The sequence below is a fragment of the Lysobacter sp. Root667 genome (assembly GCF_001427715.1).
Classification (GTDB): domain Bacteria; phylum Pseudomonadota; class Gammaproteobacteria; order Xanthomonadales; family Xanthomonadaceae; genus Lysobacter.
In genome coordinates this window covers 800,074-825,932 of sequence record NZ_LMHF01000009.1, presented here as the reverse complement: position 1 = coordinate 825,932, position 25,859 = coordinate 800,074, and the positions used below count along the sequence as shown (strand labels likewise).

The 25,859-nt window shown below is 65.5% G+C and carries 20 protein-coding genes and 2 tRNA genes; 4 read left to right on the top strand and 18 right to left on the bottom strand.

Annotated features, from left to right (window positions below; genetic code table 11):
- Positions 1–94 precede the first annotated feature (94 nt).
- The 9 genes from pheS to uvrB all read right to left on the bottom strand — a co-directional run bounded on the left by pheS (position 95) and on the right by uvrB (position 9,711).
- Positions 95–1,120, bottom strand: a complete 1,026-nt coding sequence (pheS, locus tag ASD78_RS07295; RefSeq protein ID WP_055902743.1) for a phenylalanine--tRNA ligase subunit alpha — start codon at positions 1,118–1,120, stop codon at positions 95–97.
- Between the two features lie 158 nt (positions 1,121–1,278).
- Complete coding sequence (gene rplT, locus ASD78_RS07290; RefSeq protein WP_055902745.1) at positions 1,279–1,638, bottom strand: 50S ribosomal protein L20; 360 nt, start codon at positions 1,636–1,638, stop codon at positions 1,279–1,281.
- Between the two features lie 13 nt (positions 1,639–1,651).
- Positions 1,652–1,849 (bottom strand): 50S ribosomal protein L35, encoded by a 198-nt coding sequence (gene rpmI / locus ASD78_RS07285; protein ID WP_055902747.1) that lies wholly within the window; start codon positions 1,847–1,849, stop codon positions 1,652–1,654.
- 218 nt (positions 1,850–2,067) lie between these two features.
- On the bottom strand, positions 2,068–3,309 hold the full coding sequence (locus ASD78_RS07280) for an XVIPCD domain-containing protein (RefSeq protein ID WP_056099597.1): 1,242 nt from the start codon (positions 3,307–3,309) through the stop codon (positions 2,068–2,070).
- 65 nt (positions 3,310–3,374) lie between these two features.
- On the bottom strand, positions 3,375–4,049 hold the full coding sequence (locus tag ASD78_RS07275) for an ankyrin repeat domain-containing protein (protein ID WP_055903951.1): 675 nt from the start codon (positions 4,047–4,049) through the stop codon (positions 3,375–3,377).
- 441 nt (positions 4,050–4,490) lie between these two features.
- Complete coding sequence (infC, locus tag ASD78_RS07270; protein WP_235565829.1) at positions 4,491–5,015, bottom strand: translation initiation factor IF-3; 525 nt, start codon at positions 5,013–5,015, stop codon at positions 4,491–4,493.
- A gap of 88 nt (positions 5,016–5,103) precedes the next feature.
- Positions 5,104–7,005 carry a threonine--tRNA ligase gene (thrS, locus tag ASD78_RS07265; RefSeq protein WP_056099594.1) on the bottom strand — a complete coding sequence of 634 codons (1,902 nt, stop codon included), beginning with the start codon at positions 7,003–7,005 and terminating at the stop codon, positions 5,104–5,106.
- Positions 7,006–7,473: 468 nt separating this feature from the next.
- Positions 7,474–7,548, bottom strand: a tRNA-Val gene (locus ASD78_RS07260).
- A 132-nt stretch (positions 7,549–7,680) separates the two neighbouring features.
- A complete protein-coding gene (gene uvrB, locus ASD78_RS07255) occupies positions 7,681–9,711 on the bottom strand; it encodes an excinuclease ABC subunit UvrB (protein ID WP_055903957.1) in 2,031 nt (676 codons plus the stop codon).
- 149 nt (positions 9,712–9,860) lie between these two features.
- On the opposite strand from uvrB, the gene ASD78_RS07250 reads away from it, so the two are divergent.
- The 4 genes from ASD78_RS07250 to ASD78_RS07235 all read left to right on the top strand — a co-directional run bounded on the left by ASD78_RS07250 (position 9,861) and on the right by ASD78_RS07235 (position 12,068).
- On the top strand, positions 9,861–10,391 hold the full coding sequence (locus tag ASD78_RS07250) for a GspH/FimT family pseudopilin (protein WP_055902757.1): 531 nt from the start codon (positions 9,861–9,863) through the stop codon (positions 10,389–10,391).
- A gap of 68 nt (positions 10,392–10,459) precedes the next feature.
- Positions 10,460–10,536 (top strand) — tRNA-Asn (locus tag ASD78_RS07245).
- Between the two features lie 309 nt (positions 10,537–10,845).
- The gene (locus ASD78_RS07240) at positions 10,846–11,550 is read left to right on the top strand and encodes a DUF5343 domain-containing protein (protein WP_056099592.1); all 705 of its coding nucleotides are present in this window, start codon (positions 10,846–10,848) and stop codon (positions 11,548–11,550) included.
- A gap of 5 nt (positions 11,551–11,555) precedes the next feature.
- On the top strand, positions 11,556–12,068 hold the full coding sequence (locus tag ASD78_RS07235) for a hypothetical protein (protein WP_056099589.1): 513 nt from the start codon (positions 11,556–11,558) through the stop codon (positions 12,066–12,068).
- A 350-nt stretch (positions 12,069–12,418) separates the two neighbouring features.
- Here ASD78_RS07235 and ASD78_RS07230 read toward each other — a convergent pair whose 3' ends face one another.
- From ASD78_RS07230 to ASD78_RS07190, 9 genes are all read right to left on the bottom strand, one after another.
- Positions 12,419–13,081 carry a hypothetical protein gene (locus ASD78_RS07230; protein ID WP_162250140.1) on the bottom strand — a complete coding sequence of 221 codons (663 nt, stop codon included), beginning with the start codon at positions 13,079–13,081 and terminating at the stop codon, positions 12,419–12,421.
- Positions 13,082–13,493: 412 nt separating this feature from the next.
- Complete coding sequence (locus tag ASD78_RS07225) at positions 13,494–13,904, bottom strand: type IV pilin protein (protein WP_056099583.1); 411 nt, start codon at positions 13,902–13,904, stop codon at positions 13,494–13,496.
- A 22-nt stretch (positions 13,905–13,926) separates the two neighbouring features.
- On the bottom strand, positions 13,927–17,796 hold the full coding sequence (locus tag ASD78_RS07220) for a PilC/PilY family type IV pilus protein (RefSeq protein ID WP_056099580.1): 3,870 nt from the start codon (positions 17,794–17,796) through the stop codon (positions 13,927–13,929).
- Between the two features lie 11 nt (positions 17,797–17,807).
- On the bottom strand, positions 17,808–18,281 hold the full coding sequence (locus tag ASD78_RS07215) for a PilX N-terminal domain-containing pilus assembly protein (protein WP_055902770.1): 474 nt from the start codon (positions 18,279–18,281) through the stop codon (positions 17,808–17,810).
- Positions 18,282–18,293: 12 nt separating this feature from the next.
- On the bottom strand, positions 18,294–19,553 hold the full coding sequence (locus ASD78_RS07210) for a PilW family protein (RefSeq protein WP_056099577.1): 1,260 nt from the start codon (positions 19,551–19,553) through the stop codon (positions 18,294–18,296).
- The gene (gene pilV, locus ASD78_RS07205) at positions 19,550–20,035 is read right to left on the bottom strand and encodes a type IV pilus modification protein PilV (RefSeq protein WP_082559644.1); all 486 of its coding nucleotides are present in this window, start codon (positions 20,033–20,035) and stop codon (positions 19,550–19,552) included. Before pilV ends, ASD78_RS07210 begins: the two co-directional genes overlap by 4 nt.
- Positions 20,032–20,568, bottom strand: a complete 537-nt coding sequence (locus tag ASD78_RS07200) for a GspH/FimT family pseudopilin (RefSeq protein ID WP_082559645.1) — start codon at positions 20,566–20,568, stop codon at positions 20,032–20,034. Before ASD78_RS07200 ends, pilV begins: the two co-directional genes overlap by 4 nt.
- A gap of 334 nt (positions 20,569–20,902) precedes the next feature.
- Positions 20,903–22,306: a nucleotide 5'-monophosphate nucleosidase PpnN gene (ppnN, locus tag ASD78_RS07195; protein WP_200944132.1), complete on the bottom strand. Its 1,404-nt coding sequence runs from the start codon at positions 22,304–22,306 to the stop codon at positions 20,903–20,905.
- A gap of 99 nt (positions 22,307–22,405) precedes the next feature.
- On the bottom strand, positions 22,406–25,669 hold the full coding sequence (locus ASD78_RS07190; protein ID WP_056099575.1) for a TonB-dependent receptor: 3,264 nt from the start codon (positions 25,667–25,669) through the stop codon (positions 22,406–22,408).
- Positions 25,670–25,859: the final 190 nt, after the last annotated feature.

Sequence of the window (25,859 nt, the reverse complement as noted above, 5' to 3'; positions counted from 1 at the left end):
GAAATTCCGGGATTGGGGATTAGGGATTCGGGATTCGTAAAAACGGGTCTCATCGCTTTGCGAATCCCGAATCCCGAATCCCGAATATCGGCTCTCAAGCGAACTGCTTCAGGAAGCGGACGTCGTTCTCGAAGAAGCTGCGCAGGTCGTCGACGCCGTAACGCAGCATCGCGAAGCGCTCCACGCCCAGGCCGAACGCGTAGCCGGTGTACTTCTCCGGATCGATGCCGACGTTGCGCAGCACGCTGGGATGGACCATGCCGCAGCCCAGCACTTCCAGCCAGCGCGTCGAACCGTCGGGCTGCTGCCAAGCGATATCGACCTCGGCCGAGGGCTCGGTGAAGGGGAAATAGCTCGGACGGAAGCGCATTTCGAAATCGCGCTCGAAGAACGCGCGCACGAACTCGGCCAAGGTGCCCTTGAGGTCGGCGAAGCTGGCGTGCTCGTCGACCAGCAGGCCTTCGCACTGGTGGAACATCGGGGTGTGGGTCTGGTCGCTGTCGCTGCGGTAGACCTTGCCCAGCGCGATCATGCGCAGCGGCGGCCCGCTCTTATCGGCGACGGCCTGCAGCATGTAGCGCACCTGCACGCCCGAGGTGTGGGTACGTAGCAGGCGGGCGACGCCGGCGCTGTCGGGCGGGAAGTAGAAGGTGTCGTGCATCGCCCGCGCCGGATGGTGCGGCGGGAAGTTCAAGGCCTCGAAGTTGTGCCAGTCGTCCTCGATCTCGGGACCGTCGCTGAGCGCGAAACCGAGCCGGCCGAAGATGTCGGCGATGCGCTCCATGGTCCGGCTGACCGGGTGCAGGCCGCCGACGTCGGCGGCGAGCCCGGGCAGGGTCACGTCGATCGATTCGGAGGCCAGTCGCGCGTCGAGCGCGGCGTCGTCCAGCGCGTGCTTGCGCTCGTTGAGCGCGGCGGTCAGCAGGTCGCGGGCGCGATTGATCGCCTCGCCCGCGCTCTTGCGCTGTTCCGGCGGCAGCGCGCCCAGCTGCTTGAGCTGCGCGGTGACGCTGCCGGACTTGCCGAGCAGGGCGATGCGCAAGGCCTCGACCGCTTCGGAGCTGGTGGCCGCCGCGATCTGCGCGAGCGATTGCTGGCTGAGTTGCTCGATTTCACCCATGGGGGTCTGCTTCCTGGTTCGCCTTACGCAGCAACGGATTACGGGAGCCCAAAAACGGCAATGGGGAAGGACTCGCGCCCTTCCCCATGCCTTAACCACGTTGTCCCTCGCACCGAACCAGTGCGGGGCACGTGGCTCGGGACGGGGATGGAAACAGGTTACGCCGCGAGCGCGCTCTTCGCCTTTTCGGCCAGCGCCGCAAAACCCACCGCGTCGTGCACGGCGATATCCGCCAGCACCTTGCGGTCCAGGGTGATGCCGGACTTGAGCAGGCCGTTCATGAAACGGCTGTAGCTCATGCCGTTGATGCGGGCAGCCGCATTGATGCGGGTGATCCACAGCGAACGGAAATTGCGCTTCTTCTGCTTACGACCGATGTAGGCGTACTGCAGGGCCTTCGTGACCGCCTGCTTGGCGACGCGAAAGACTTTGCGGCGGGCGTGATAGTAGCCCTTGGCCTGCTTCAGGATTTTCTTGTGACGGCGGCGCGCCGTAACACCACGCTTAACTCGTGCCATTGTTCAGTCCTCCTCAGAGATACGGCAGCATGCGAACCAGACGGCCTGCGTCCTCGGGACGAACATGGTTCGTCTGCCGCAGGTTGCGCTTCCGCTTGGTGGCCTTCTTGGTGAGGATGTGGCTCTTGTTGGCGTGGCCGCACTTGAACTTGCCGGAAGCGGTCTTCCGGAAGCGCTTGGCTGCCGCCCGATTGGTCTTGATCTTGGGCATTGCGATGTCCTTTCGGAGTTATGTCACTGGCCTGGGCGGTGGCATGGCCACTCTTTCCGTCCTGCCCTTGCCGGCTTGTAAGTCATTGATCTGAAACGAGATCAGCAACAGGTCCTGAGTCTTGCGCACAACAAACCCGGCGAACCGGGCCGCACATTATGCAGACCCTGGGATTCTTATGCAAATCAGCGATTTAGTCGGCGATGGCGGGGCCGGCGTCAGCGGCCCCGGGCCGCACTCAAGGCCTCGGCCTGCGGCGCCGGCTGCGCGGCCGCGGCCGCCCGGTGCGCGAGCTGGAGCGACTGCTCGCTGCTGAGCGCGAGCGACTGCTCGCGGGCCGCCGCCACGTCGACGTGGGCGACCTGCTGCGACTCGGGCCGGGTGCCCTGGACCGCGAAGGCGCGCCGGCCGTCCTCGCCGAACACCACCTGGTCGATCCGCTGCAGGCCGCCGCGCTGGGCTTCCAGCGCGAGCGCCCCGGCCAGCTGTTCGGTCTGCCCGCCGTTCAGGCCGCGCGCGGCGGCGCCGTCCTGCACGCCGCCGTACGACTGGCGATACAAGGCATTGGCCGGGTGCGAGGGCTCGTCCATGCGCGCGCCCCGGCTTTCCGGAGCCTGGTTCGCGGAAACCCTGCTCTCAAGACCCTTGCCCTCGAAATCCTTGCCGAAGGCCTTTTCCTGCGCCTCGATCACCGAGTCGATGTAGTGCATCGCCACGCCGTGCTTGATCGATTTGACCGGGTTGAGCTTCTGCCAGAACGTCTGCGGATCGGGGTCGGGCAGTTCGATCTTGTGGCCGACCGCGTCCGGCATCAGGTGCCGGATGATCGGCTTGTTCTCCTGCAGCTCGGTCAGGATTTCGTTCTGCACCGCGTAACGCCGGATCAGGCCCTGCCCGGCTTCGTGCTTCACCGCGTCCGGGTCCAGACCGATCCGCTCCAGGGTCTTGTCGTGCACGCCCGAGGCGTTGAAGGTGACCGCCGGGGTATCGGTGGCGACCGCCGCCGCCGCGGCCAGCCCGCCGCCCAGCGAATGGCCGGTGATGACCATGTCCTGGCCGAAGGCGATCTTGGCCTGGCGGGCGAGCGCCATCGCCTGGTTGTACTGCGAGGTCTCGAAGCCCAGGCCCTGGCCGAAATTGGTCAACCAGTCCTTGGGCTCGTCGGTGCCGCTGTAGGCCAGCACGTGGCGGCCCTGGCCGTCGCCGTAGACCACCGCCAGGAAGCCGCTGCTCTGGTTCTTGAGCAGGGTCGGATCGATGCCGACCTGGCGCAGTTCGTCCTCGCCCATCGGCTTCCACGCGCCGACGCCTTCCTGGCGGCCGTTGCGGTCGTAGTCGTAGACGTCGCGCATCAGCTTCGCCAGGGTCATGTCCACCGGCAGCGCGGTCTGTCCGCGCACTTCGTCGGCGAACGACGGGCGCTGGCCGTGCAGGCGCTCCGGATCGATCAGTGCATTCATCCTTGCCACTCCCCGTTACGGATTTGGCCGGCCGCGCGGCCGACATCCTGTCGTTTGCTACGTGCTCAGCGCGCGCCCTCCAGCGCAACGCCATGCCCGGTCAACCACGCTTCGACCGCCTCGCGCTGCTTGCGCGCCTGCGCCGTCAGCAGCGACGCCCGGGTCATGAACAGATAAGCCTGGAACGTCGCGCCCTGGGCGTTGCGCGCGTTCGGCTCGGCGCCGGCCTGGAGCAGGTCGAGCGCGCGAGCGGGATCGTTGATCTGGCCGGCGATGTGCAGCGGCGTATTGCCGAGGCGGTCGGCGAGGTTCGGGTCCGCGCCCGCGGCGAGCAGCGCGCGGAACTGAGCCTCGCGCTCGCCCATCAGCGCGGCGCGCAGCGGGCCGGCGCCGGATTCGGGATTGCGCACGTTCGGATCGGCGCCGCGCGCAAGCAGTTCGGACAGGTAGGCGCCGTCGTTGGCCGCCGCGGCCATGTGCAGGACGGTGTCGCCGTCCACGCCGGGCTGCCTGGGGTCCGCGCCGGCGTCGAGCAGCGCCTTCAGGCTGTCCAGGCGCTGGTTGAGCAGCGCCCATTGCAGCAGGGTCACCTGCTTGTCGCCGCGCGCCGACAGGTCGACGCCGGGCGCGAGCGTGCGGATGCGGGCGGTATCGCCGTCGGCGATCGCTTCGGCCAGGGCCGCGACCGCGGGGTCGGCAAAGATCTCCTGCCCGCGCGGGCGGGCTTGGGTTGCGAGCATTGCGTTCTTCTCCATGGCGCAAGTCGTACATGCCGCGCATGCGGCGATCATCAACAGGATGGCCCCCGCCATCCTTCGGGCTTTCGCGCGTTCCGGTCGCATCAGCACCTCAGGGCGCGCACACCGCGCACCTACCCCACCGCATGGTGCCGCGAAGGCATGGCCGGGACAAGTCGCGCGGCGGCGACGACGCGCCCCGCGTTGGGTCGTGCGTCACAGATTCCCGGCTGCCCCGGCCCGTCCCGGGGGTCGCGCGGGCCTCGTCCAGGCCTCAGCCGCGCCTGCGGTCCACGGATATGGGAACGGGGACGGGATCGGCGCCCCCGCAGCCCCGCAGCCCCGCCCGCACCCGCGACCGCGACCGCGACCGCGACGGCCCAGAAACAAAAAACCCCCGCACTCGGCGGGGGTTTTCGGACTCGATCCGGCGGTCGCCGGGGATCAGGTCTTCTTCTTCGGCGCGATCATCATGACCATCTGCCGGCCTTCCAGGCGCGGACGCGACTCGATCACGATGTCTTCGCCCAGGTCGGCCTCGATCCGGGCCGCCATCTCGCGGCCGAGTTCCTGGTGGCTCATCTCGCGGCCACGGAAACGGATGTTGACCTTGACCTTGTCGCCTTCTTCCAGGAACCGGCGCATGTTGCGCAGCTTGATCTGGTAGTCGCCTTCGTCGGTCACCGGGCGGAACTTGAGTTCCTTGATCTCGACCTGCTTCTGCCGCTTCTTGGCCTCGTTGGCCTTCTTCTGCTGCTCGAAGCGGAACTTGCCGAAATCCATGATCTTGCAGACCGGCGGATCAGCATTCGGCTGGATTTCCACCAGATCCAGGGCTTCCTCTTCGGCCATGCGCAGCGCTTCGTCGCGCGTGAGCACGCCGATCATTTCGCCGTCGCTGCCGATCACGCGCACGCGCGGTACGCGGATCTCCTGGTTCTTACGGCTCGGCTTCTCGGGGGTACTGATTGTTGCAATCTCCAAAGTGGACACGGCGTTCCGTGTCGGGCCGTCCCGGACCACTCCGGGACGGATCTGAAACTGGCTGCTACGCGGCTTAAGCGACGCTCTCGTCGTGCAAACGCGAGGCGAACTCGGCGACGGTCATCGTCCCCAGGTCCTCCCCTCCCCGAGTGCGCACCGCAATCATGCCATTTTCCTTCTCGCGATCGCCGATTACGAGCAGGTATGGCACCCGCTGCAGCGTGTGCTCGCGAATCTTATAGCCGATCTTTTCGTTCCGCAAATCGGCCTGGACCCGGAACCCTTGATTTGCAAGGAGTTTCCGGACTTCATCCACATAATCGGCCTGGGCGTCGGTAATGTTCATGACGGTGGCCTGGACCGGGGCCAGCCAGGCCGGGAACTGGCCGGCATGGTGCTCGATCAGGATGCCGATGAAGCGCTCCATCGAGCCGACGATGGCCCGGTGCAGCATGACCGGGGTCCGGCGCTGGCTGTGCTCGTCCACGTACTCGGCGCCGAGGCGGCCGGGCATCATGAAATCGACCTGCATCGTGCCCAGCTGCCAGGTCCGGCCGATCGCGTCCTTGAGGTGGTATTCGATCTTGGGGCCGTAGAAGGCGCCCTCGCCCGGCAGTTCCTGCCATTCCACCCCGCAGGCGCCCAGGGCGCTGCGCAGGGCGGCCTCGGCCTTGTCCCAGGTGGCGTCGTCGCCCAGGCGCGATTCCGGGCGCAGGGCGATCTTGATCTGGATGTCCTCGAAGCCGAAATCGCCGTAGACCGCCAGGGCCTGCTGGTGGAAGGCCGTGACTTCGGCCTCGATCTGGTCTTCCAGGCAGAAGATGTGGCCGTCGTCCTGGGTGAAGCCGCGCACGCGCAGGATGCCGTGCAGCGCGCCGGAGGGCTCGTTGCGATGGCAGGAGCCGAACTCGCCGTAGCGGATCGGCAGGTCGCGGTAGCTGTGCAGGCCCTGGTTGAACACCTGGACATGGCCCGGGCAGTTCATCGGCTTGACCGCGTAGGTGCGCTTCTCCGACTCGGTGAAGAACATGTTCTCTTTGTAGTTGTCCCAGTGGCCGGACTTCTGCCACAGCGACACGTCCAGGATCTGCGGGCAGCGCACTTCGCCGTAGCCGCTTTCGCGGTAGACGCGGCGCATGTACTGCTCGACCACCTGCCAGATCGACCAGCCCTTGGGATGCCAGAACACCAGGCCCGGCGCCTCTTCCTGCAGGTGGAACAGATCCTGCTGCTTGCCGATGCGGCGGTGGTCGCGCTTCTCGGCTTCCTCGATGCGCTGGATGTAGGCCGAGAGTTGCTTCTTGTCGGCCCAGGCGGTGCCGTAGACGCGCTGCAGCTGCTCGTTCTTGGAATCGCCGCGCCAGTACGCGCCGGAAATGCGGGTCAGCTTAAAGGCCTTGAGGAAACGCGTGTTCGGCACGTGCGGGCCGCGGCACATGTCGACGTATTCCTCGTGGTAGTACAGGCCCATGGCCTGCTCGTCGGGCATGTCCTCGACCAGACGCAGCTTGTAGTCCTCGCCGCGCGACTGGAACACCTCGATCACTTCATCGCGCGGCGTGACCTTCTTGATCACGTCGTAGTCCTTGTCGATCAGCTGGATCATGCGCTGCTCGATCGCGGCCAGGTCCTCGGGCGTGAACGGGCGCTCGTACCAGATGTCGTAGTAGAAGCCTTCCTCGATCACCGGGCCGATCACCATCTTCGCGGTCGGGTACAGCTGCTTGACCGCGTGGCCGACCAGGTGGGCGCAGGAGTGGCGGATGATCTCGACGCCCTCCGGATCCTTGGGCGTGATGATGCGCAGCGTGGCGTCGTGGTCGATGCGGTCGCTGGCGTCGACCAGCTTGCCGTCGACTTCGCCGGCGACGGTGGCCTTGGCCAGGCCGGCGCCGATCGAGGCGGCGACTTCCATGACGGATACGGGCTGTTCGAATTCGCGGCGGCTGCCGTCGGGGAGCGTAATGGCGATCATGGCGTTCGGGATCTGGATTCTGAGTATGGAGCGATGTGGGTCGCGGCCCGGGATCGCCGGAACCGTCGCCTGGGCGGCGGGGACGCGGCCTGCGCCGCGGGCACCCGACGACCGTTCAGGGAACGGGACGCGACTACGGGATACGCAAGGGGGTCGAAACGGACGCAGCGGGGAGCGGAAGCAAGAAAAAAGCGCCACGAGGGCGCCTGCGTTCGCGGGTGCCTCGGGCGATTCAACGATGGGCGCGGGTAGTGTCCATGTCGCACGCTAGGCCGGCGGTTACGCGGGCCACCTCGTTCGCGGGACGCGGCCGGATGCCGTGTCGGTAGCGCTAATAGTTGGGGACGAAGCGGGCCAAGTCAACGAGGACGGCGCTGGCGGGCGTTCTGCGCGGGTCCCGGGAGCGAATCCGCGGCGGGCGCCGAAAACAGAAAGGCCCGGCTTGCGCCAGGCCTTTCGTCACCGAATTGGTGGGCGGTACAGGGTTCGAACCTGTGACCCCTACCATGTCAAGGTAGTGCTCTACCGCTGAGCTAACCGCCCGTCGCCGAACTTGCTTAAAACTCCCCGGCGAGGGGCGCGCAGTGTAGCCCAGCGGCGAGCGGCCGACAAGCATCCGCGGACGCGAACGCCGTCGCCGCTGTCGCGTCCGCCGGCAGCGCCGGCGGATCGCATTCAGGCCGCGAAGCCGGCGTCCTTGAGCTTGCGCAACTGGTCGCGCACCGCCGCGGCCTCCTCGAACTCCAGATCGCGGGCGTGCTGGTACATCTGCTGTTCCAGCGCCTTGATCCTGGCCGCGAACTGCGACGGGCTGAGCGCGGCATAGTCGGCCGCGGTCTCGGCGACCTTGCGGCCCTTGCCGCGGCCGCGCACGGTTTCGGGATCGGCGCGCGCGCCCTCGAACAGGTCCACCACCGCCTTGGCCACCGACTTGGGGGTGATGCCGTGCTCGGCGTTGTATTCGACCTGGCGGGCGCGGCGGCGGTCGGTCTCGTCGATCGCGGCCTGCATCGAGCGGGTGATCCGGTCGGCGTACAGGATCGCCTTGCCGCGCACGTTGCGGGCGGCGCGGCCGATGGTCTGGATCAGCGAGCCGGTCGAGCGCAGGAAGCCCTCCTTGTCCGCGTCCAGGATCGCCACCAACGACACCTCGGGCATGTCCAGGCCCTCGCGCAGCAGGTTGATGCCGACCAGCACGTCGAACTTGCCCAGGCGCAGGTCGCGGATGATCTCGACCCGCTCGACCGTGTCCACGTCCGAATGCAGGTAGCGCACGCGGATGCCGTGCTCGCCCAGGTACTCGGTCAGGTTTTCGGCCATGCGCTTGGTCAGGGTGGTGATCAGCACGCGGTCGCCCATCTCGACGCGCTGGTTGATCTCGCCCAGCACGTCGTCGACCTGGGTCGCGACCGGGCGGATCTCGACCACCGGGTCGATCAGGCCGGTCGGGCGCACCACCAGCTCGGTCACCTGCCCTTCCGACTTGCCCAGCTCGTAAGGGCCGGGCGTGGCCGAAACGAAGATCGCGCGCGGCGAGCGCCCCTCCCATTCCTCGAACTTCAGCGGCCGGTTGTCCAGCGCCGAGGGCAGCCGGAACCCGAACTCGACCAGGGTTTCCTTGCGCGAACGGTCGCCTTTGTACATGGCGCCGATCTGCGGCACGGTCACGTGCGATTCGTCGACCACCAGCAGCGCGTCGGGCGCCAGGTAGTCGAACAGGCACGGCGGCGGCTCGCCGGGCATGTGCCCGGTCAGGTGGCGCGAGTAATTCTCGATGCCGTTGCAGTAGCCGACCTCGGCCAGCATCTCCAGGTCGAACTGGGTGCGCTGGGCCAGGCGCTGGGCTTCGACCAGCTTGTTCTGCGCGTACAGCTGCTCCAGGCGCATCCGCAGCTCGTCCTTGATCGCGTCGATCGCGTCCAGCACGGTGCGGCGCGTGGTCACGTAATGCGACTTGGGATAGATGGTGTAGCGCGGCAGCTTGCGCAGGGTTTCGCCGGTGAGCGGGTCGAACGCGGTCAGGTTCTCGATTTCGCCGTCGAACAGCTCGATACGCAGCGCTTCCATCTCCGATTCCGCCGGATGCACGTCGATCACCTCGCCGCGCACGCGGTAGGTGCCGCGGCGCAGTTCGGTGTCGTTGCGCGCGTACTGCATCTCGGTCAGGCGGCGGATCAGCTCGCGCTGATCGATGCGCTCGCCACGCACCATGTGCAGCACCATGCGGAAGTATTCGTTGGGATCGCCCAGGCCGTAGATCGCCGAGACCGTGCACACGATGATGGTGTCGCGACGCTCCAGCAGAGCTTTGGTCGCGGACAGCCGCATCTGCTCGATGTGCTCGTTCACCGAGCTGTCCTTCTCGATGAAGGTGTCGCTGGACGGAACGTAGGCTTCGGGCTGGTAGTAGTCGTAGTAGCTGACGAAATACTCGACCGCGTTGTGCGGGAAGAACGCCTTGAACTCGCCGTACAGCTGCGCGGCCAGGGTCTTGTTGGGCGCCATCACCAGGGTCGGCTTCTGCACCGACTGGATCACGTTGGCGATGGTGTAGGTCTTGCCGGAACCGGTCACGCCCAGCAGCGTCTGCTGGGCCAGGCCGCTCTCGAAACCGGCGATCAGGCGCTCGATCGCGGGGGGCTGGTCGCCGGCCGGCGAATACGGCGCGACCAGCTGGAAACCTGCGGGATGAATGAGTTCGTTCATGGTCATCGGCTGCGGTCGATCCTCAAGTGTACCCAGACGCGGCGACACGCGGCCGGGTGGTTTTCCTACGCGACCGAGCCGCTCCTTCCGATGGCCCGGAGCCGCCGTTGCGCGGAAGCTGGAGCCTCCTCCGAACGGAATCGGTCGACATGAACACAGGACAACACCGGCGCTACGCCGGCGGCTTCGCCACCCTTCCGGCCCTGCTCGGCCTGGGCCTGCTCAGCGGCAGCCTGGGGCTGGCCAACCCCACGCTGGAGCGCTACGAGCTCGCCAGCACCCTGCAATCCCTCAGCGCCGATGTCGACTACGCCAGAGGTGCGGCCATCACCCGCCGGACTCAAGTCGTGCTCTGCCCGCGAGCCGAGAACGGGCGCTGCCGCCCGAACGGGCGCTGGGAGGCAGGCTGGGTGATCTTCGTCGACCGCAATGGCGACCAACGGCCCGACGCCACCGACAAACCCCTGCGCGAGGTCGTCTACGCCCGCCACGCGCTCACCATCCGCTCCACCCTCGGACAGCCGGTGCTGAGTTACGGTCGCGACGGCCACAATATCGACCGCAACCAGTTGCTGCAGGTATGTCGCGGCGATGAATTGCTGGGCGAAATGCGCATCGACGCCACCGGCCGCGTTCAGACCACCCGGCCCAAGCACCCGCCGCGCTGCCCGCCGCCGTGATCGCAGCGCACGGCGGTGCGTCTCAGGGCTTGACCCCCCGGGGACCTCCCCCTAGGATATGCGTCCCCGCCCGAATAGCTCAGCCGGTTAGAGCACTTGACTGTTAATCAGGGGGTCGTTGGTTCGAGTCCAACTTCGGGCGCCAGAAATTCAAAGACTTACAGAGGCTCATGCAGCAATGCGTGGGCCTTTAATTTTACGTCCGACGTAAAATTCGCCTCATGGCTCAAGAGATGTCTTCCTGCAAGTTTTCTTGCCTGAATTTTGAGGCGTAACGCAACTCTGGCGACCTCAGAAAGCTGATCATTGCAAGAGGCGGTCAAGGATCGCTTCAAGCGCAGACCCCACCTCTCCCGCTAGCTATTTTTCACAGGAATTGATTGCCCCAGCGGACAATCTGGCTCTGTGGTAAATAGGATCTCAAGGGCTGGGGTGGCCCAAACGGGGGCAAGGAATGGCTGACGAGAAGAAGAGTTACCCGAAGATCCCGCGCAATAACTGGTTTCTGCTCCGCGACAAGTTCAAGCAACGGACGCCTGAGCGGGTTTCACCCAGCTATGTAGCTACGGCTTTGGGGATGAGTGAGGCTTCGGCCAGTGCGAACATCATCCCGCCGCTTCGTGCTTTCGGACTTATCGGAGAGGACAGTAAGCCGACTGACCTCGCCTACGACTGGCGCGACGATAGCAAGTACGCGGGAGTATGCGAGAAGATCTTCGAGAAGGTATATCCCCAAGAACTTCGAGACATCTTCCACGATCCGCAGAACATCGACAGCAAGGCCATTGAGAATTGGTTTGCCAGAGATGCGAAAGTCGGGCAATCCGCTGCCAGGGCCTACACAGCAACGTTTGCGATGCTTCTTGAAGCAGACGTATCGAAAGCGAAAGAGCAAAAAGCCCCCAAGCTGAAGAATGGTGGCGACAAGCCGAAGCCGATCAAGTCCTCCACTCCAAAAGTTGCAGCCACTCCGGCTACGAAGAAGGCTGTGCATCAAGATGTGCCTTCAACTGGCGAAACGCCCGGCACTGGCGGGAAGCCAGTGTTCAGTCCTAAGTTGCATGTTGACATCCAGATACACATATCGCCCGACAGCAGTCCTGAGCAGATCGACAAGATCTTCGAGAGCATGGCAAAGCACCTTCCCCTGAAGGGATAGGCTAAATGGACGTCGAAAGTGCGCTGCGCGGGGTTAGGCAGTTGCGGGATAGCGTCCGCGGCCAGAACCCTCCCCCGGAGGAAGGTGCCCCGAGTCCAGATGACCCTGTCATCTACTTCTCGTTGGTTAGGAACTCCCGCGGGTATATCGAGCGAGTAGTGCATCAGATCAACGGCGCATACGCCAATGGTTGGTATGACGCGTGTGCTGTGATGATCCGCCGCTTAGTCGAGACTCTCATCATCGAATCTTTCGAGAAGCACGGAATCATCGACAAGATCAAGAGCCCAAGCGGTGATCTCCTATTTTTACGAGATTTGATAGCCATTACCCTTGCCGAAACTGCTTGGAACCTAAGCAGGAACACCAAGCAAGCTCTCCCCAGGCTTAAGGATGTGGGGGACCTTTCTGCGCATAGTCGACGCTACATTGCACAGCGAAAGGACATCGACAAGCTCACCCAGGATCTGCGCGTTGTCGTTCAAGAGTTCGTAGCACTGGCTGAACTCAAAAGATAACTTCGGTCTTTTGAGATCACGAGCTGAAACGCCGCGATATCACGGACTGTCAAGCACCCAATAGAGCGCGCTGCCGGCAAACCGGCTAGGGCAGTACGTAAAATTGGACCGCACAAGTCAACCGTATCAACTACTTACTGAGAGCAAAGACGTAAATTGATTCGACGTAAGTCATTGATCTAAAACAACTGTAGCGATGACTGTTAATCAGGGGGTCGTTGGTTCGAGTCCAACTTCGGGCGCCAAAATACTGAAAGACCCGCGATCCTGATCGCGGGTCTTTTTTTATGCCCTTGTTTTCATGTCCGCCGCCGGCGCGGCGAGGCGAATCGGGGCGGCGAACGGCGCAATTACCGCCCCGCACCCGACCCGGCCGTCGCGGTTCCCGGCGAACATTCGCAGTCGCCGACGAAGGTCTTGCAGTCGCTCGGCACCATCCATTGCTCGCGGTAGCCATCGCCGTCGCGGGTGAGCCGGATCACGCCGCGGCGCGCGCCGATGTACCAGCGGTCGCGATGCTCGACGATGCTGGCCGGGTCCAGATGCCACCAGTACATGTTCTGATGCACGCGCGTGGTCTGCAGCGTGCGCAGGTCCAGCCGGGTGACGCCCAGCACCGTGACCAGGTACCAGGAGCCGTTGCGGGCGTAGGCGCCGAGCGGCGCCTCCTCCAGGTCCAGGACCTTCTCGATCTGCCATTGGCCGTCGCTGCGCGAACGCAGGCGATAGATCGAGCCGTCGCCGAGCACACGGTGCGAGAGGCCGGCGGCGACGAAGATATCGCCGCGATGCTCGGCGAACGCGACCGGGCTGATGTCAAGCAAGGTGCGCCGTTCTCGGCCCGAATCCGTCACCCACTCCAGAGTGCCGCCGGCCAGGCCGCGATTGCGGCCTACGAGCGTGCCGCGCTTGCCGATCGCCCAGACCAGGTCGCGATTCTTGGCCGCCGGCGTGCGCGGCGAGAACTGCAGGTTTCCGCCGGTCACCTGGGTGGTCCACTGTTGCTTGACCATGCTCGTGCACTGCCATTCGATACCGGGGCGCGGCGCGTCGATGACCGTCCATGACGATGCGGCGGCGGCTGCGACCAAGGCGATGCTAGTCAACACGGGACGCGTGCGCTCTTCGCGATAAGGCTGCGTTCGGCCGGAAGCAGGTCATGAGCGCAACCGGCTGCGGCCCTATCGGAGGCCGGCCGCAGGCTGACAGGACGGCGATGCCCCAGATCCGATATCCACAACGCGCAATCCATAGCCCCCCCAGCTCCAGCGCTCCGTATAGGCTGCATCTTGGCAGAAGATCGACGCGCTGGCGTCGGCATGCCGGCCGGCGTGGACGACGGCGGGGCGATTACCGCTCAGCGACGCAAAGCGAAAGAGCCGCGGTTTCCCGCGGCCCTTTCGTGTTCGCAACCCACGTTTCGGCTTACCAGCAGCGCGCGATATCCGGGGTGGCCGCCGTCTTCGCGCCGGCGGCGTTGAGGCTCAAGGTGCCGCACAGCGTGTCCTCAGTCTGCGGTCCCTGCGGCGTGGCCGTCAGGGTGTAGGTGTTGGGGCTCTGGTTGGCGATCGCGATGTTGTAGTAGGCCGTGCCCTGGCGCGGCGAGACGTTCATGCCGGTCGGAAGGGCGAAGCCCACATAGGTGTTGTTGACCGAGCGGAAGCGCTCGGCCAGCTGGGCGATCTCGACCAGGTCGGCCTTGACCTGACCGCGCCGCGATTTGCGCACGCTGTCCTGGTACGCCGGCACCGCGACGGCGACCAGGATGCCGACGATCGCGATCGCGATCATCAGCTCGATCAAGGTAAAGCCTCGGATAGCGTTGTGACGGTTCATATCTGCGGGCTTCCTGATTGCGTTAACGGACCTGACGCCACGACTGACGACCGCACATGCCCCACTTGTACAGCGACGGGCCGCCGGCGGCGTTGATGATACGGGTGCAGGGCGGCTGATTCAGGCGGGCGTCGATCTCGGCCTGCGTCGCTCCCGGCGGCAGATCCGGCGGCGGCGGCGGGCTGAAGATGTTCACGTCGGTGATCGGACCGCTGGTGTCGCTTTCCAGTTTCACCGCGCCCGAACCGGCGGCCATCGGACTGCCCGTGGGCGAACCCGGCCGCACGCTGCTCATGTAGGCGCTGCCGCTGAGCGCGCTCAGGCCATAGAGCCAGTTGGTGCCGCCCGCTGCGCATCCGGTCTCGGCCGCGTTTGCCGCAGTCGATACGATGGGTTCGAAGGTCGGGAAGAAGAAGGTGCCGTCCTGGATGCGCGGACGACCGACCATGCGCTCGCCGGTCTGCACGGGCGCCCCGGTCCCGGTCTTCACCGCCAGGTCCAGATACCAACCGGACTTGGTCAGGAAGTTGACCGAGTTCTGGGTGACCTCGCGGGTGGCGTCGACGTTGTCGTTGCTCAGCACCTGCTGCTGCAGCGCGGTGTCGCGCGCTGCGGTGATGCGGACGCCGCTGTCGACCACGCCGTACACCGACTGCATGTCCTTGTTGTCGGAGTCGCCGCCGAAGGAATAGCTGCCGGTGCCGAACAGGATCATCACGCCGCTGGACGGACCCGCGACCGCGTTCAGACCACCGGTGATGGGCTGGCGCTTGCCGTTGGCGTCCTTGGCGGTGAAGAAGGGCTTGTCGGCGCCGAAGGCGGCTGTGTTGGTGCGCAAGTCGAACTTCCAGATGTTGCCGTGCAGGTCGCCGCCGTAAACGGTGTCGACATAGCCGTCGCTGCCCGCGGTGAAGGTGCCGCCGCCAGCGGAATCGAACACATAGCGGTCCAGCGCCATGACGTTGCCCATGCCGTTGGGCTCGGTCGGCACGCCGGTACCGGGGGTCTCGGCGACTTCGATGGTGACCACCGAACCGTCGATCACGTCGACCACGAACAGCGAAGCCTTGCCGCTGATGCTGCCGTAGCCGTTGCCGAAGATCGCCTTCCAGCGGGTACCGCCGGAGGTACGCACCGGCACGACCAGCGGCTTGCCCAGCACGTGGCCGATGCGCTGGCCGGTGGTGCCGGTGACCTTGTCGTTGATTTCCCACAGCACGTTGCCGGCGCTGAACAGGGTCGGATCGGTCACGTTCAGACCGAACACGCTGCGGCCGCCCGCGCCGGAGCTGCCGACCAGCACGGTGTTCCAGCCGCTGCCGTTGTAGGCGTCGGAGACCGTGATCGGGCCGTCGACGAAGTAACGGTGCTGGAAGATCTGGTCGCTCTTGCGGTCGGGATCGTACGGGAACAGCAGGTTGCCCATGTGGCCGACCGCGGTGGTCGGGATGTAGCCGAAGGACTCGCCGCCGTTGTCACCGCGGAACGCATGCAGCATGCCGTCGTTGGCGCCGACGTAGACCATCGGCAGGCGGTTCTGCTTGAGCGTCAGATAGGCTTCGTAGTTGTAGGGATCGAAATCGGTGGCGGTGGCGCCACGCAGGGTCATGTAGCCGTAGTTGTCGAACGCGGAGGACACCACCGGCGAAGAGTTGACGATATCGCCCAGTCGGGTGGTGCGATCGCGCATCTTGCCGCCGTTCTTCTTCTCGCCGGTGTCCTGGCCGGCCAGATAGGCCACGGCCTCGGACTCGGTCACGCCCAAGGTCGTGACCGCGGCCTTGCTGCAGTTCGAGAAGCTGTCGGCGCACAGGGTGGTGAACACGTCGCCGAGGTTGCTGGATGCGAACGACTTCACCACCGGCTTGACGCTGCCGCCGGACGAGGTGCCGAACAGCAGGTTACGGCCGGTGCGCGGCAACTGCGCGCTCGCTTCCCACTTGCTGGTGAAGGTGATCTGACCGGTGGTGCTGACGCTGACCGACGATGCGGTCAGGCGGCTGTACCAGTCGGTGTTGTTGTTCCTGGCCTCGTAGAACGGCACCACCGACAGCGAGTTGGTGGAAATGCGCGCACCGCTGAGGCCGGCGCTGCCGGACGGGCTGGCGCCGCCGGAGACCGAGGCCAGCACGCGGCGCATGGCGGCGGTGATGTCGGCCGGGGTCTTGGCGTTGATGTACTCGCCGCGGGTGTTGACCGAGGCGTGCCAGATGTCGTCGACCGTGGTCGGGTTGTCGTTCTGCCAGCCGGGCCAGGCCGGGTTGGTCACGAACGGATCCTGGACGACATCCGGGTTGAAGATGGTGCCGCGGGCGCCGAGCGTGATGCCGTAGAAGTTGATGTGCAGGCGGCGCTCGCAATCCAGCTTCTTGCTCGGCGACACGCCCTTGCACTCGTCCGGAACCGGCACGCGGCCGGCGCCGGTGCCGAGGGCGAAGTTGCCGTCGGTACGCAGCGGAACGACGCCGCCGGCTTCGGTGCCCAGGTAGTACTGGCTGACGATGTCGGCCATCGTGTCCGAGTTGCTGTCGGCGAACGGCGCGCCCATGTTGCCGTCGACGTTGCCGGTGGTGACGCTGCCTTGGTTGCTGTAACCGTCGGTGAACAGCATCACCGCATTCTTCTGGCAGACGCGCTGGACCGGTGCGCCGCCCTTGCCGTCGGCCAACCCATCGGTACGCCGGAACTGACTGGCGGCCGCGCTGACCGCCTGGCGATTGGGCGTGCTGCCGCTGGCGCCAAGTTTGAAGATGCTGTTGGTGTACAGGTCGTCGCGCCGGGCCTGCACGCTCATGTCCTGCATGAAGACACGGTCGCCGACCGTGTTGATCGGGTCGTTGTAGCTGTTATGCGAGTTGATCGGGAAGAAGCCGACGCGCATGTCCTTGATGTCGGCCAGCGAACGGCTCATGCCGGCGACCATGGCGCGGTTGCGGTTGCCGTAGTAGCTGAACCAGTTGGCGAAATTCTGCAACATGGCGTTGTAGTTGGCCGTGGTGTCGAAATTGGCCGTGGCGATGGTGTACTTCCACATGTTGCAGCCGGTGCCGCAGGCATTGGAGATCACCGGACGCGAGGTCGTGTCGGTCTTGTACCCCACCGGTTGTTCCGCAGCCGGCGTGGTCGTCTTCATATAGAAGGTCGCCGGGTAGTACTGCATGTAGACGTTGGTGTTGCCGCTGTTCCAGGTCAGGCCGCCGGAGCCGACGATGTTGTTGTTGCCGCCCACGACCCGGTAATTGGTGCCCGCCGGCAGGAACATGCCGTTGCGCAGGGTGAACACGTCCGTGTTCGTATCGTAGCGGTTCGCAGCCAGGTTGACCGTGGTGCCGGCGGTCCGCGGGTCGATCTTGGTGGCGGTGGTCGAAGCGTTGCCGTTGGGATTGGCGAGACTGTAGTCGTACGGGACCTTGGTCGGCGGCATCGCCGCGGTCAGCCAGGCTTCGTACTTCACGTTGGGATTGAAGAACGAAGGATTGAAGTCCGACGAGCGCGCTGCGCCCAGCGAATCCAGCGGCGGCAGGCCGAGGAAGCCGCTGCCGATACGCGGACCGGGCAACAGGTAGAAGTGGTCGCAACCGCCGTCGGTGCGCGGCTTACCGGCGTTGGCGCCGCTGGTATAGAACAGGCCGTAGGGCTGGGTGGAGCTGTCGCGGCCGAAGCAGATCTCGCCGTCCTGACCGGGGAACATGGTCTGGAAGGTCATCGAGCCGGAGTCGTCGACCGCCATCATGAAGGCCGGTGGTACGCCGTCGCCGCCCAGGTTCAGCGGCGCCTGCGCGAGCGTGCCGGCGCCCTGGGTGGTCGTGTTCGCGCCCAGCTGCGGTGCGCGGATACCGAGCACAGCCAGGCTGGTCGCGGCGGCGATAATGAGTATGCGATTCGCGTTCATGGCCAAGGCCCTCAGCGGCCGATGAAAATGGTGTCGACGACAGCGTCGGACGACGGTTCTGAAGCCCGATCGGCGCGGTAGGCGGTGATGCGATAACGCACGAACACCTTCTCGCTGGCCGGGAATTCGCCGATGTTCAATTGCCCACCGCCGATGCACTGGTCGATGTTGCGTACGCGTGCGGCCGGCTCCGGACTGCCGGCCGGCGCGATCGACGCCGCCGTACCGAATGCAGCCGGATCGAACACGCCGCACTCTTCCATGCGGGTCGAAGCGCCAACCTGACCCTCGGCCTCGCGCGCGAGATCCTCGGCACGCTGGAACGCCTGGTTGGTGGCCAGATAGTTGGACGACATGCGCTCCTGCATCGTCGCCACCTGCATGCCCGTGATGCCGAGCAAGGCGAGGATGATCAGGAAGATCAGGGCCACGTAGAGTGCAGCACCTTGTTGCTTGCGCGGACCGTTGAATCCGGAACGACTCATGGGCCTGTCTCCTCAGTTCTCGAACAGGCGGTTGCGCTGGGCAACGTTGGTTTCGTAAACGGCGCGGTAGTAGCCGTCGTTCTGCGGGGTCACCAAGGTGCCCAGCACCGACATCCGCTGCACGGCCGGATCCATCTGCGCCGACACGGCGCCTTCGGAGCTGCGCATCACCAGGCCTACCTGGACCGAGCCGATGCGACGCCAGAGGCTGGCGTTGTTGCCGTTCGGATTGACCACGCCGCCGCCGACCTGATTGGCGGTCCAACTGGTGGTGATGTAGCCGCTGGGGGGCGTGGCTGCAGCCGTGACCCGATCCTGGCCATAGAGCAACTGCAAGGACTCGACGCCTTCGACCAGCTCTTCGCGTTCGGCCTGCAAACCGCCGGCGGCATTGCGTGTGTAGCGCGCCCGGTACAAGGACGGCGCCGCGGTGCCGACGGCGCCGGTACCCATGCCGACGCCGACGTAGTACACGACGATTTCGGCACGGTAGAGCGTGGCCTTGCTCGCGTCGTAGGAGTCGCGGTCGCCCATGAAATTGGACAGGTTCAGAGGATCGGCGGCGGAGGAGACGGTGATCACGCCGGTGCCCGCGTTGACGCCGCCGGCGAACACGCTGGCGCGCCTGCAGTCGCTGATGCCGAACAAGCCGGAGCCGCCGGTGGTGACTTCCGTGGTGATCGGAGTCACGGTGCTGGTCGGGTCGCCGGCGGTGAACGCGGTCATGCCGGTACCGATCGGCCAGAAGTACCGCAGCACCAGGATGTCGCTGCCGGCCACCGGCTGCAAAGCGCCGATATCGGCAGGCAGCGCCGGGTTCCACTGATTGACGTTGCCCAGCACGGGTGCGCCGCTGGTGACGTTGATGGTGTCGCCGGGCGACGTGTTGACGGCCTCGAAGCCCTGCATGCCGACGTCGAAGCGCAGCAGGTAGGGCGCGTTGGCGAAGTTGCTGGCGACGCGGTCGGCCGGGTTCAGGAACAGCAGGTTCAGGCCCTCTTCGGCCGGAACCGCCGCCTGCAACAGGGCGGAATCGTTGACGCAGCCCAGGTGCCCGGCCATGCGCAGGTCGCGTTCCAGCGAGTCCATCGCGAAACGCGCGTTCTCCTGGGCGCGGCCGATGCCCTCGGCCAGACGGTAGGCCGAGCGCGAGGCCGACATCACCTGCACCAGGCCCAGCATCAGCACCATGCCGATCGCCAGCGCGACCATCAGCTCGATCAGCGACAGACCCTGCTGCGAGCGGTAACGAATATGCGAATGACGAGTCATAGCCGTGTGGTCACCACGTAGGTCGATTGGGCCTGGCCCAAGGCGGCCTGGTTGAGGTCGTCGGCCCAGCGCAGGGTCACGGTCACGACATTGCCGTTGAACACCACCTGGCCCTGCCCGCCCGGCAGGCTGGAACTGACTTCGCAGCGCCACACGTTCATGTTGGCGTTGAAGTCGGTCGCCGCGCCGCGGCCGCAACCGCCGACGGCGGGCGCGGTCGGGAAGCTGTTGAAGGTCAGTGCCGCGTACTGGCGCGAGACCACGCGATTGGTCCGCATCATGTCCACGACCTGATGCGACAGGTTCACCGCGGTGGTGCGGTGGTTCGCGCTCTGGGTGTAGCGGATGTTGAGGGTCTGCAGGAACGCCAGGCCGAGCAGGCCGAAAGCCAGCACCAGCAGCGCGATCAGCACCTCGATCAGAGAGAAGCCGCCCACGGAGCGCCGCAACGACGCCCGGGCGCGCGAAGAGGACCGACTCATGAGCAGCTTTCCTTCTGAATGCGCACCTGACCGGCGCGGGTAACGGTGAGGCGGCGTTGCTTGTTGGCGGCGCCGGCCGTGCAGTCCACGGCGTGCGCGGTGAACACCGCATTGGCGGCCGGGGCGGTCATGCGGCCGCGACGGTCGAACACGATGCTCGGCACCGCCGCGCCGGCCGAAGCCAGGGCCACCTGCGCCGCGTTGCCCTGGAAGTAGCGGATCGCCGGCTCGTCGGCGGCCTTGGCGCCGTCGGTGTTGGCGTCGTTCCAGACCAGCCAGCCGGCGCTCCAGTCGTTGCCGCAGGTGGCGCCGTCGGCGCTGGGGCAGACGCCGCCGGCGCGATTGCTGCGCATGGCCTCGCTGCGGGCCAGGTTGACGCCGGCGATCATCGAATTGGACGCAGCCGCCAGGCGGTTGTTGCTCAAGGCGTCAGTGAACGACGGCCAGCCCAGGGCCAGCAGCACGCCCAGAACGGCGATCGCGATCATTAATTCCATCAGGGTAAAGCCCTGATTGGCACTCAATCTGGACATGCTCTCTCCCCAGCATTCACAAAGGCGATGCTAGAGAAGTGCCGTCAAGTAGCAAGTCTTGGCCGGACGGGCGGTCGAGCGGTCGGTACAGGCGTGCCCTGACGGCGTCATTTTGTGACGAGCAACGGCAACAAACTGCGACGTGAACCGGCACGGCCGTGTCGAACGCGGGAAATCGGCCTGCCATCCGACCGTTCGGCGGCATCGGCGGCCCTTGCGATCAGTGGCGCCTCGCGCGAGCGCCCTGCCCGTCGCGCTGTCCGTGCCGAGCCTGGGCGCCGCACGCGACGCCCCTCCTTCCTACGCCCGGTCGCGGTGGACCGGGCACGATCGCTCAGGTCACGACCCGATAGCAGGGCCGGTACTCGCCCGCGATCTTCATCCGGCGCTGCTCCACGAACGCGCGCAACAACGCGTCCAGCGACTGCATCATGTCGGCGTCGCCGTGGATCTCGAACGGGCCGAACTCCTCGATGCGGCGCATACCGTCTTCCTTGACGTTGCCGGCGACGATGCCGGAGAACGCGCGCCGCAGGTCCGCGGCCAGCTCGTGCGGCTTGCGGCCGTGGTGCAGATCCAGCGCCGCCATCGCCTCGTGGCTGGGCACGAACGGTTGCTGGAACTCGACCGGGATGTCGATCGACCAGTTGAAGTAGAACGAGTCCTTCTGCGCGATGCGGTGCTCGCGCACCTTGCGGATGCCCGCGGACATGCGCTTGGCCACCGCCTCCGGGTCGCCGACGATGATTTCGTAGCGCGAGGTCGCCGCTTCGCCCAGGGTCAGGCGCAGGAAACGGTCGATCTGCTCGAAGTACGGCGCCGAAGCCACCGGGCCGGTCAGGATCAGCGGGAACGGCAGGTGCGCGTTCTCCTCGCGCAGCAGGATGCCGAGCAAGTACAGGATCTCCTCGGCGGTGCCGACGCCGCCCGGGAACACGATGATGCCGTGGCCGAGGCGCACGAAGGCTTCGAGGCGCTTCTCGATGTCCGGCATGATCACCAGGTGATTCACGATCGGGTTCGGCGACTCGGCGGCGATGATGCCCGGCTCGGTGATGCCGATGTAGCGCATGCGGCGCTTGCGCTGCTTGGCGTGGGCGATGGTCGCGCCCTTCATCGGCCCCTTCATCGCACCCGGGCCGCAGCCGGTGCAGATGTCCAGGCCGCGCAGGCCCAGCTCATAGCCGACCTGCTTGGTGTAGATGTACTCGTCGCGCGAGATCGAATGGCCGCCCCAGCAGACCACCAGGTTGGGATCGGCCGGGTGCAGGATGCGCGCGTTGCGCAGCAGCCCGAACACCGCATCGGTGATGCCGTCGCTGCTCTTGAGGTCGCGGCCGGCGTCGGCGGACAGCTCGATCGCGGTGTAGGCCAGGTCGCGGACCACCGCGAACAGCAGCTCGGCGACGCCGCGGATGATCTCGCCGTCGACGAAGGCCATCGCCGGCGCATAGGCCAGGTCGATGCGGACGCCGCGGTCCTGCTGATGGACCTGGATATCGAAATCCGGGTACAGCTCGCGCGCCGCGCGCGGGTCGTCGGAGGCGCTGCCGCTGGTCAGCACGGCCAGGGCGCAGCGGCGCAGCAGGTCGTGCATGCCGGTGGAGGCGTCGCGCAGGCGCGCGACCTCGTCCCGCGACAGGACGTCCAGCCCGCCCTTGGGGTAGATACGTGCGTTCACCGTCGGCAGGGCGGTGGTGATGGTTGCGGTCATGCTTGCCTTCTCTTGGGTGTTCATCGTCGATAGTTGGACAGCGACTCTAGCGCAGGGGTCCCCATAAAAGAAAACGGCCGGGTTTCCCCGGCCGTTTCCTGGTGTCGCAAGACTGGCTTCCGATCAGAACTTGTAGCGGAAGCTGATCTGGGCGGCCCAGCGCGAGATGCCCTTGTCGTCGTAGATGTTCAGGGCGTCCGGACCGTTGTAGCGGTACACGTACTTGCCGGCGTTGCCGGCGCAGGTGCCGGTCAGCGGAGCGCCGCCGGCGCCGCAGATGCCGCCGTACTCGACGATGCCGCGGTAGCCCGGGAACGCCTGTTCTTCGACGCTGCCCCACTTCTTGTTCAGCAGGTTGCCGACATTGAGGATGTCCAGGGCGATTTCGGCCTTGTGGCCTTCCATGAAGCCCGGGATTTCCTGCGAGATGCGCATGTCGAACTGGTTGACCCAGCGGCCGTGCGCGGCGTTGCGCTCGGCGACCTGGCCCTTGTGCTGGCTCAGGTAGTCGTTCGAGTTCACGAACGCCCAGAAGCCAGCCGCTTCCGCCGCGGAACCGAACACCACGTCGGTGAGGTCCTTGGGGATGTACAGCAGGTCGTTGGCGCGGCCGTCGCCGTTGGCATCGTTGTCGAAGGTGTAGCTGTACGGACGGCCCGAACGGCCTTCGTAGAACATCGACACGCTGGTGTTGTAGTCGCCGAAGAAGGCGTGCTTCCAGCTGACCGCCGCGGTGAAGCGGTTCTTGATCTCGTAGCTGGAGGTCGACGAGACCTCTTCGTTGGACTGGAACACCGCCACGTTGCCCAGCTGCGAGCCCGAGGTCGAGCTGGTCAGCGGGCTGACTTCGTTGGCGTTGGTGTAGGTGTAGGCGAGCAACCAGGACCAGTCGCTCTCGTTGAACGGCTTGTTCAAGGACAGGGTCAGCTGCTGGCTTTCGCCCTTGCTGGTCGAACGGGCGATGATCGCGTCGTTGTAGCCGCGGTTACGCAGGGTACGAGCGTCCGTACCGCTGCTGACGCAGGAGCTGCCCGGCTGCACGCCGGTCTCGTTGCGGCAGGCGGCGCCCAGCGAATTCCAGCTGGCCGGATTCAGGCCGGCGTTGTTCCAGTACATCGCACGGCCGTCCTGACCCAGACGGGTGGAGTTGCCGAGGTTCAGCTGCTGGTAGTAGATACCTTCCTTGACCGAGGTCAGCACGATCTCGGCGGCGCCGACGACGCCCCACCACGGCAGCTCGGTATCGAACGCCAGGTTGGCCTTCCACACCGACGGCTGGCCCAGGTCGGGATCGATGAAATCGACCGACTGCACGCCCGGCGTGCCGCCAGCCTGTGCGATCGCGAGCTGGCCATTCGGATTCGGCGAGAAGACGTTGGTGCCGTTGGAGTCGAAATAATCGATATACGACAGACCGTTGTTGGCGTACGGGTTGGCGAGCCATACGGTCGCGGCCGAGCCCTGGAACAGACCGATACCGCCGCGCACCTGGGTCGGACGCTCGCTGTCGAAGGTGTAGTTGAAGCCGAAGCGCGGCGAGAGCAGGCCGTTGCCGTCGATGGTGGCGTCGTTGCGATAGCCGAACGCAGTGGACGCGGCGGCGTTGAACGGCGGCTTGCCATCGACCATCGGCTCGTCGTAACGCAGGCCGAAGGTCAGGGTCAGGTTGTTGTTGACCGCCCAGCTGTCCTGCACGAACAGGCCCAGGTTCTTGAGCTTGAACTCGGCCGCCATGTTGTTGAGTTCGCCACCGGCCGGATAGAACAGCTGGTAACGGCTGGAACGACCGGCCGCGTAATCGGCGATGCTGTTGAAGGTGTAGACGCCATTCACACGACGACCGAACAGGTTGTAGACCTCGTTCTCTTCGTAGTCGACGCCGAACTTCAGGGTGTGATCGCCCAGGAACCAGTTACCGGCGAAGAACGCGTTCTTCGTGGTGGTTTCCAGCACGTTGGCGTGGGTGTTCTCTTCGGTACCCAGGTTCAGCGTGGCCGAACCGATGCGGACGGCGATTGCCGGCAGGTCGGCGAGCGGGTTGCGCACGGCCGAGTAGTCGCGGTACGAAACCTTGGCTTCGGTGGAGAAGTTGTCGGACCAGTCGCTGAACAGCTGCGCGGTGTACGACTCGAGCTCGAAGTCACGCACGTAGTGGTAGGTGTTCAACGCCAGCGTGGTGTTGCCGAAGCCCTGCAGGTTGGCGGTGTTCTGCTCGGACTTGCTGTAGCGGAAACTGGCGCGGTGGGCGTCGGTGATGTTCCAGTCGATCTTGATGCCGTACTCTTCGGCTTCCGAGTTCAGCGCCGGCTTGGCCAGCGTGCCCGGATCGAAGCCCCAGGTGTTCTTCGAAATATTGATGACGTCGTTAATCTGTTGCTGGGTGATGTTGACGATGTTGCTCTCACCCGAACCGACCGGACCGAAACCGGAGTTACCGGTGAACAGGCCCTTGCCCTTGTAGTTCTCGTAGTTGGCGAAGAAGAACAGCTTGTCCTTGATCAGCGGGCCGCCGAAGGTCGCGCCGTAGGTGGTCTCGTTGTCGAACAGCTTGGGACGGACGTTGTTGCGGTTCTTGCCGGCCCAATCGCCGTCGCGGTAGATGCCGTACAGCGAGCCGTGGAACTCGTTGGTGCCCGACTTGGTCACGGCGTTGATCACGCCGCCGGTGCCGCCGGAGATGGTGACGTCGTAGTTGGCGACGTCGACCGCCACTTCGTCGATGGTGTCCATCGAGAACGGCTGGCGCGGGGTCGGCAGGCTGTTGGATTCCAGGCCGAAGGAGTCGGCGGTGCTGATGCCGTCGACGCGGACCACGTTGTAGCGCGGGTTCTGGCCGCCGACCGAGATCTCGTTACGCGACTTGTCGGTCTGCGCGACGCGCGGGTCGAGGCGGACGTAGTCCTGCAGGTTGCGGTTGATCGACGGGAACGATTCCAGCTGCTGGCGGGTCACGTTGGAACCGGCGCCCATCTTGGTCGCGCTGAACACTTCCGAGCCGCCGTAGGACACGGCCTGGACCGATTCCAGCGTGGTGACCGAATTGTTCAGGGACACGTCGACGTTGTTGACCTTGTCGAGGTTCAGGAACACGCCGTCCTGCGAGCCGGTGCCGGCGCCTTCCTTGGTGGTGGTGATCACGTACGGACCACCGACACGCAGACCGCGCGCGTTGTAGCGGCCGTCGGCGTCGGTCACGGCGCGGCTGACGGTGCCCGACTCGGTGTGGGTGATCGTGACTTCGGCGCCTACGACGGGTTGACCATCTGCGCCGACCACGCGGCCGGCAACGCCGGCGGACGTGCTCTGCGCGAATACGGGCGCGGTGGCGAGAACGGCGAGCAGACCAAGCGTGAGCTTGGACAACCGGACGCTATTCGGATGGGTCATTACGATGGCCTCAGTGCGTGGGATACATGGAATTCTTGGCGTGCGTCGGCGGGCGCTATGCGCCATACGCCAAAGACTGGTGGTGTTCCGCCCCTACCCGGGTGCAGCGCGTGCAGCCCCGCCGGGTTAACAGCAGTTTAACAGGCTAAGTGGGCTGTGTGACAGAGACGTGACCAGCGTCAAGGCTTGT